Source organism: Anaplasma phagocytophilum (genome assembly GCF_023476575.1).
Lineage (GTDB): Bacteria > Pseudomonadota > Alphaproteobacteria > Rickettsiales > Anaplasmataceae > Anaplasma > Anaplasma phagocytophilum_A.
Genome location: NZ_JAHLEX010000058.1, coordinates 1 through 7,683 on the forward strand (window position 1 = coordinate 1; position 7,683 = coordinate 7,683).

The 7,683-nt window shown below is 45.0% G+C and carries 6 protein-coding genes, 2 rRNA genes and 1 pseudogene; 4 read left to right on the plus strand and 5 right to left on the minus strand.

Annotated features, from left to right (window positions below):
* On the plus strand, positions 1 to 187 hold a 187-nt coding region (locus KPX09_RS03480), incomplete at its 5' end, for a hypothetical protein (RefSeq protein ID WP_249549013.1).
* A 19-nt stretch (positions 188 to 206) separates the two neighbouring features.
* Here the strand turns inward: KPX09_RS03480 and trxA are convergent.
* Both trxA and virB9 read right to left on the minus strand, forming a co-directional pair.
* Positions 207 to 539 carry a thioredoxin gene (gene trxA / locus KPX09_RS03485; protein ID WP_249549014.1) on the minus strand — a complete coding sequence of 111 codons (333 nt, stop codon included), beginning with the start codon at positions 537 to 539 and terminating at the stop codon, positions 207 to 209.
* A gap of 11 nt (positions 540 to 550) precedes the next feature.
* Positions 551 to 1,366, minus strand: a complete 816-nt coding sequence (virB9, locus tag KPX09_RS03490; protein WP_249549015.1) for a P-type conjugative transfer protein VirB9 — start codon at positions 1,364 to 1,366, stop codon at positions 551 to 553.
* Positions 1,367 to 1,574: 208 nt separating this feature from the next.
* On the opposite strand from virB9, the gene KPX09_RS05600 reads away from it, so the two are divergent.
* Complete coding sequence (locus KPX09_RS05600) at positions 1,575 to 1,706, plus strand: hypothetical protein (protein ID WP_275973631.1); 132 nt, start codon at positions 1,575 to 1,577, stop codon at positions 1,704 to 1,706.
* A gap of 15 nt (positions 1,707 to 1,721) precedes the next feature.
* Here the strand turns inward: KPX09_RS05600 and pdhA are convergent, their stop codons facing one another.
* Complete coding sequence (gene pdhA, locus KPX09_RS03495; RefSeq protein WP_275973633.1) at positions 1,722 to 2,759, minus strand: pyruvate dehydrogenase (acetyl-transferring) E1 component subunit alpha; 1,038 nt, start codon at positions 2,757 to 2,759, stop codon at positions 1,722 to 1,724.
* Between the two features lie 22 nt (positions 2,760 to 2,781).
* On the minus strand, positions 2,782 to 3,660 hold the full coding sequence (locus KPX09_RS03500) for an alpha/beta fold hydrolase (protein WP_249549016.1): 879 nt from the start codon (positions 3,658 to 3,660) through the stop codon (positions 2,782 to 2,784).
* Positions 3,661 to 4,036: 376 nt separating this feature from the next.
* Between KPX09_RS03500 and KPX09_RS03505 the strand changes: the two genes are divergently transcribed.
* Together KPX09_RS03505 and rrf are read left to right on the plus strand one after the other, a co-directional pair.
* Positions 4,037 to 6,826, plus strand: a 23S ribosomal RNA gene (locus tag KPX09_RS03505).
* Between the two features lie 76 nt (positions 6,827 to 6,902).
* A 5S ribosomal RNA gene (gene rrf, locus KPX09_RS03510) occupies positions 6,903 to 7,017 on the plus strand.
* A gap of 540 nt (positions 7,018 to 7,557) precedes the next feature.
* Here rrf and KPX09_RS03515 read toward each other — a convergent pair.
* Positions 7,558 to 7,683, minus strand: a pseudogene (locus KPX09_RS03515) (IMP dehydrogenase); the annotation flags it as partial.

The following is a 7,683-nucleotide window of genomic DNA, read 5'->3' on the forward strand; positions in this document are numbered from 1 at the left end:
CTACATGCTATCAGGTCCCAGACTTAAAATAGAGGAGCATATGTCCAATGTGTTATATCAACGCACTTCTATTGCCTTAAACATGCACCGCATGCATAAAGAACCGTACCTAAACCCCGTGTATTGTAGTACAATAGCGACACTTAAACACGAAAATCAGACTTTCGTCGAGCGCAAGCAAGAATAAAACCAATTCCTCTTGCAGACTAACTCTGGATACCTACAGCACCATCAATAGCACTAAGTAACTGCTGCAGATTTACACCTACTATGCGGGACGATTCAACACCGTTTTTGAAGAGAATCAATGTTGGCACGGCACTGACACCAAATCTTATAGGTGTTTCCTGATGATCCTGTACATTGAGCTTATAAACATCTATCTTGCCAGAGTAGCGCTCTGCTATTTTGTCAAGTTGCGGAGCAAAAGCAACGCAAGGGCCACACCACGGAGCCCAAAAGTCAACAACCACGATGCCGCTCTTCCGCTCAACCTTGTCAGCGAAGTCAGAATCACCAATCTCAGTCACACGAGCCATAAAACCTCCAATTATTTCCGGCGCCTTTCAGCATTCTTCACAATAGGGAATGCCCTCTTCTCATTGAATATGCAGGCTGTACTAGAGCCATACCGTAGAGTAAACGCTCTAGATGTACGCTCAATGACCACATAATCCCCGACCATTCTAAAATTTATCAAGGACTCATACCCTTGTGCATCCACGTTGAAGACTGATGGTAAATCACCATTAACACCAGAAAACTGCATATACGTAAACTTACCGTCGTCAAATACCCTAAGCGGCACAATATCCTCCGAGCCCGGAGTATGAGATACAGTGTAATTAAAATTCAGCCCCTTCTTTGCGACGTCAGGATTTCTTAAGTCCGGTACACCAGTTTGGTATGATGGCAATAATACATCTCCACCAACAGCAGAGACGCTGCCGCCGATATTTCCCTCCAAGCTAGGGTATACAAAGCGAACTTCATAAGCCAGCCTAGGATCGTCTAGCCCGGAAGCCTCTTCAGCATGTAACTCAAAATAGTACACGCGTCTATTAGTCAGAATAGTAACATTTGTATTTGCGTTGTCAGCGACAGGTTTGATAAACAACCTGTTACCCTGTGGTACAAGCTGCCAACCTGTTGAATCACCCATAGACACTGTGGAAATCGTCTCACCTGCCTCAAATAAGATACTCGACTGATACCCGTAAAATCCGGTGTACTTGTGAACAGATTGAGGATTATAGTTCAAGGTCTTAATGTGATCATCAGCCGCTATAGAACGTGGCTCTTGTTTAGAAAACCCAGCCGAACTGTAGAGCAACACTACAACGAAAATCAGTAAAGCACTTCTCATAAACCACTTTATCCAAAACTCGCACACCGCAGTCTAACACTAATGTATCCGTATGGAAACTAGTTAGTATGAAAAATTACGCAACAGAGCACTTCCTTTATGTACGATTTTGTAACTTTCCCAGTAAAGTACATTTTGTTTTGTTGTCCACACTGCCTATTAATACGAATAAATCCATAGGATACATCTGTATCTTTGCTGCGGTAAGATGGTAAAGATGCCGCAGAGTGATAAACGTGAACAACAATGTTACTGTGGTAAGGAGCTACAACTCAACACTGAACTGGGAATCAAGATTGCTTGTGAGCTAGTAAAGAACATGTCTTCTGCGTACAGGTAAAGCACTGTATTATAGCTATTTGTACACGTCGGTATATAGCTCCTCTACGCTAGGCTCAGCGCAACCTTCTGCAAATTCCACAGCCTTCTTTATTTCGTCACGTATTTCCTTTTCCCACGTTGAAAGAACCTCTTCTGAAGCCATACTGTGCTCTAATATGTGGCTCCTTACAATGCACAGAGGGTCTCTATTATTTCGCACCTCTTCCACCTCTTCCCGTGTACGATACTTTGCAGGATCAGACATAGAGTGTCCTCTGTAACGATAGGTCTTCATCTCCAGTAAAATAGGTCCATTGCCCTCACGGCAATGCGCAGCAGCTTGTGAAACCTCGCGTATTACTTCAAACAAGTCCATACCATCCGCTCTGCGACCTGGTACGCCACAGCTTTCACCGCGTTTATACAAATCAGAAACATAGGAAGATCTAGCTACTGACGTCCCCATAGCGTATTCGTTATTTTCCACTACGTATACGACAGGCAACTTCCACAGTGCTGCCATATTAAAGGCCTCGTATACTTGTCCTTGGTTTATAGCTCCGTCACCTAAGCAAGTGAACACGACTCCACCGTTTGCTTTATACTTGTTAGCGAATGCTATTCCTGTACCTATAGGAACTTGGGCTCCCACAATGCCATGGCCACCGTAGAAGTTTTTTTGCACGTTAAAAATATGCATTGAACCACCCTTTCCTTTAGAGGAACCCGCGCTTCTTCCCAGGAGTTCTGCAATTATATTACCTGGGCTTTCGCCAGATGATAGCGCAAACCCATGTTCCCTATAACTTGTTATTACGGAATCCGAAGGTTGTAATACACTATACATTCCAGCAGCGATAGCTTCTTGACCAATATACAGATGGCAAAACCCTCGAATAAGGCCCATACCGTATAATTGTCCAACTTTCTCTTCTAGTCGACGCATAAATAGCATGTGCTTATAGGCTGACAGTACAGATTCGTTAGTCAAGTTCACGTGCAAAACCTCCTTACGCCCGATGTCTTTAGTGCCTGCTATACTACTCTGCAAAGCTTCCCTTTTCAAGCGCATTCCACCCTGACGCTTTCTAATATTACATATTATGGATAGAAGAGGTTTTGTTAAGCCAGAGCAAAACGTCTTCTATTCTGTTTTGCTGAAAAAGTGCGGGAGCATGACCTACATTTTTGTACGGGATATAGTCTATATTTTCCTTACTCGAGAGCATTTTGCGTAGGATATCTGCGGTTAGAATATTGGAGCATTCCCCTCTCAACACTAAAATAGCACACTTGAGTTTTTCCCACACATCCCAAATATTCATTACGTATCCAATGCGTTCTACTTCGTCTTGCAAGGCTACCCCGATTTTCGGATCAAAACGCAATACGTAATTTCCATCATGCTCTACAATACAGTACTGCTCGAGATGTTCCCAATGCTCTTCTTTCTCTATCCCAAAATGAGCAAAAGAGCTTCTGAGGTATTGCTTTGCGATTAAAAGATCCTCAAATGTTGTCGGCTGCAATAGAAATTGCACAATACCTCGTAAGGGTCTTTCTTTGATGCAAGGGCCTATGTCGTTTAGGATCAACCTATTCAACATGCTGGGAAAGCGGGCGGCAAGAAACATACCGATAATTCCCCCCATGGATGTACCCAAAAAATTGAAAGTACTAATACCAAAATGTCGCATAAGGTGAAGTACGCTGGTACAATAGGTACTGTAATTGTAGCTTGCTGGGTCTTCAAGCCAATCACTGTAACCACGTCCAGGCATATCGGGTGCGATAACCGCAAAATTCGAAACGGCTTTTCCTAAGTATTCAAAATCCATGCAGTTTCCCGAGATGCCGTGTACACAGACTAGGGGTGAGTCTTTATGTAATAGTTCTGCATTATACACGCGATAATAGAGGTCAAATTTTTTGTGTACAGGAATGGTAATTCTGTCTTCTGTAATCTTTGTCATTTTGTTACGGTCAATCAGGAAAGTATGTTCGCACCTACGAGCTTCGTACCTAATACTAGGTTATAGTATATCTTGCAACCACAACATGCTCTCAGTGTTTGTGGCATTTTCAGGCAAAAATCTTGTGATAAATTGGGGCATGTAAAAAAAGTTATAGAGAATTTAAAGTAATGTGTTGACATGCATGAGATTATTGATTAACAATTATGACTCTGTGGGGCGTTGGATTTCAGGTCTGGCGTTCGATGGTTGACAAGTTTGTAGAAAGATCAATTGTGTAGAGATTATCCCTTGAAAATTTCCGGGATGGTCTCGATTCAATTAGCTGATAAAGTGTAAATAGTGTGGTTTTAATACTGCACGTATCGCTGCGAATGAATAAATAAATAAGAGCACTTGATGGATGCCTTGGCGCTAAGAGGTGATGAAGGACGTGGTAGGCTGCGATAAGCTGCGGGGAGTTGTCAACAGGTTTTGATCCGCAGATGTCCGAATGGGGAAACCCGGCCAATTTATTGGTCATTGTACGCTGAATACATAGGTGTACAAAACTAACCCAGTGAACTGAAATATCTAAGTAGCTGGAGGAAAGGAAATCAAATGAGACTCCGTTAGTAGTGACGAGCGAACGCGGAACAGGTCAGTGGTCTGTAATTTAGAAACTGGAATGCTGTGGAAAAAGCAACCATAGTGGGTGATAGTCCCGTACAGGTAAGAAGATTATGGATCCTTGAGTAGGGCGGGGCACGTGAAACCCTGCTTGAATATAGGGGGACCATCCTCTAAACCTAAGTACTCCTTAGCGACCGATAGTGAACAAGTACCGTGAGGGAAAGGTGAAAAGAACCCCGGTGAGGGGAGTGAAATAGAACCTGAAATCGAGTGCTTACAAACAGTTGGAGCTTATAAAATGAGTGCTACGGCTTGCCGTAGGGCTTTGATTATGAGTGACAGCGTACCTTTTGCATAATGGGTCAGCGAGTTAATCTGTTGAGCAAGCTTAAGCCGTTAGGTGTAGGCGTAGCGAAAGCGAGTCTGAATAGGGCGTTAAGTTTAACGGATTAGACCCGAAACCAAGTGATCTAGCCATGGCCAGGTTGAAGGTGTAGTAAAGTACATTGGAGGACCGAACCTGTTACTGTTGCAATAGTATTGGATGAGTTGTGGCTAGGGGTGAAAGGCCAATCAAACTTGGAAATAGCTGGTTCTCCGCGAAATCTATTTAGGTAGAGCGTTGTATCATATGCTACTGGGGGTAGAGCACTGAATGGACTAGGGAGACTCATCATCTTACCAAATCCAATCAAACTCCGAATACCAGTATGCAGTTTTACAGCAGACACACTACGGGTGCTAAGTCCGTGGTGGAGAGGGAAAGAGCCCAGATCGCCGTCTAAGGTCCCAAAGTTATGGCTAAGTGTGGAAGGATGTGAGAAGACCAATACAGCTAGTAGGTTGGCTTAGAAGCAGCCATCCTTTAAAGAAAGCGTAACAGCTCACTTGTCTAGATAAGTTTTCTTGCGCCGAAGATGTAACGGGGCTAAAGCCATGCACCGAAGACGCGGGTACCTGGTTTACCAGGTGCGGTAGCGGAGCGTTTCGTAAGCCTGTGAAGGTGATCCGTGAGGATTGCTGGAGGTATCGAAAGTGAGAATGCTGACATGAGTAGCGTAAAAGAGTGTGAAAACCACTCTCGCCGAAAACCTAAGGTTTCCTGTGTTAAGTCAATCTGCGCAGGGTTAGTCGGACCCTAAGGCGAGGCCGTAAAGGAGTAGTCGATGGGAATCAGGTTAATATTCCTGAACCTTTTAAGCGTGACGGATCTTGTGCCGGTATGTGTCTTATTGGATTGACGCATGCCTTAAAAAGGTCCCAGGAAATAGCGCTTAAGTTAATAAGTCCGTACCGTAAACCGACACTGGTAGGTAAGTAGAGAATACTAAGGCGATTGAGAGAATGATGCTGAAGGAACTCGGCAAATTGCACCTGTAACTTAGGGAGAAGGGTGGCCTATGGGTGGGTAACCATTTGTAGGTGGCACAAATCAGGGGGTAGCGACTGTTTACTAAAAACACAGGGCTCTGCTAACACGTAAGTGGATGTATAGGGCCTGACGCCTGCCCGGTGCTGGAAGGTTAATATGAGGGGTGAGAGCTCCGAGTTGAAGCCCCAGTAAACGGCGGCCGTAAAACTGACGGTCCTAAGGTAGCGAAATTCCTTGTCGGGTAAGTTCCGACCCGCACGAATGGCGTAACGATTTCCCCGCTGTCTCCAGCATCACCTCAGCGAAATTGAATTCCCCGTGCTGATGCGGGGTACCCGCGGGTAGACGAAGAGACCCCGTGCACCTTTACTATAGCTTTACATTGGTGTTAGGGATGCGATGTGCAGGATAGGTGGGAGACTTTGAAACTGGGGCGCCAGCTCCAGGGGAGTCGTCCTTGAGATACCACCCTTTGTGTTTTTGGCATCTAACTAGGCTCCATTTTTCTGGAGCTAGGACATTGTATGGTGGGTAGTTTGACTGGGGCGGTCGCCTCCTAAAGAGTAACGGAGGCGTGCGATGGTAGGCTAGAGCTGGTCGGAAATCAGCTTTTATAGTACAATGGCAGAAGCCTGCCTGACTGCGAGGCCGACGGGCCGAGCAGAGACGAAAGTCGGTCATAGTGATCCGGTGATTCCGAATGGAAGGGTCATCGCTCAACGGATAAAAGGTACGCCGGGGATAACAGGCTTATGGTGTCCAAGAGTTCATATCGACGACACCGTTTGGCACCTCGATGTCGACTCATCACATCCTGGGGCTGGAGCAGGTCCCAAGGGTTCGGCTGTTCGCCGATTAAAGTGATACGTGAGTTGGGTTTAGAACGTCGTGAGACAGTTCGGTTTCTATCTTCCGTGGGCGTTGGAAATTTGAGAGGATCTGACTCTAGTACGAGAGGACCGAGTTGGACATACCTCTGGTGTACCAGTTGTCGTGCCAACGGCATAGCTGGGTAGCTACGTATGGACGGGATAATTGCTGAAAGCATCTAAGCGAGAAACCTCCCTCAAGATTAGATTTCCCCATTAGGGCCGTGAGAGACTATCACGTTGATAGGCCGGGTGTGTAAGTGCGGTAACGCACGTAGCTAACCGGTACTAATAGCCCGATTGGTTTATTCATTGCGTGTGCGTGCGGTGTTAAGGCTGCACTATTGAACTTTATTGGTTTTTCTATAATACTTGTCATGAAATATTTGGCTGGTGGTAATGGCAGGAGTGAAACACCCGGTAACATTCCGAACCCGGAAGTTAAGCCTCCTAGCGCCTGTGGTACTTTGTCTTAAGGCATGGGAGAGAGGGTCGCTGCCAGCCAATTCTTATTTTTCTTACTGTGATCTTCCTTGGAATTGCTGTTGTGTTTTGGGTGTAGACGGGCATGGTGTTCATCTTATTATAAGCGCAGTAAAAGCTTTTTCGTATGCCTCGTAAATAAGTGGGGGGGATTGAGGAAAATAAGGAGGAGGTATTGCGTTTATCTACTGATTTTGTGCACCAGTCCAAACTTATTATACTTGAGTAATCTATTCTTTTCCCCAATGCAAATATTGTTTGTGCTATTGAGGCACGTTTTGGCTTTCTACTCAGCCTTTTCTAAGCTTCATTCCAGCCAGAGCTTTTCAGGGCGAAAAATCTCGATGATTATGCCTTAGGAAGCTCATCAACATAAAGAGCAGCCTCTTACTAGGGCAATTATGATCTTTTACTTGTTCAAGATACTCTCTTATACACTTCTCGGTGTATTTTGAGCACTCTACTTCTTTGTCTAATATCAATATTGTGTTGCTGCATCATGTTATCGGCTTTTGACTAGGCCATTTCTGGGTTTTGTTTATGATCTTACTGATTAAGATTAGCAGTAAACTGCGGCACTCCCACTCCTGTTACTATGCGAGTCGTGCATATTGAGCCCGGTCCGATTCCAACTTTTACAGCATCAACACCTGCTTCTATAAGAGCTAATGCACCTGCTGCTGTGGC

Coding starts and splice junctions, on each gene's coding strand:
- trxA (WP_249549014.1), bottom strand. CDS start 539: ATGGCTCGTGTGACTGAGATTGGTGATTCTGACTTCGCTGACAAGGTT.
- virB9 (WP_249549015.1), bottom strand. CDS start 1,366: ATGAGAAGTGCTTTACTGATTTTCGTTGTAGTGTTGCTCTACAGTTCG.
- KPX09_RS05600 (WP_275973631.1), top strand. CDS start 1,575: ATGGTAAAGATGCCGCAGAGTGATAAACGTGAACAACAATGTTACTGT.
- pdhA (WP_275973633.1), bottom strand. CDS start 2,759: ATGCGCTTGAAAAGGGAAGCTTTGCAGAGTAGTATAGCAGGCACTAAA.
- KPX09_RS03500 (WP_249549016.1), bottom strand. CDS start 3,660: ATGACAAAGATTACAGAAGACAGAATTACCATTCCTGTACACAAAAAA.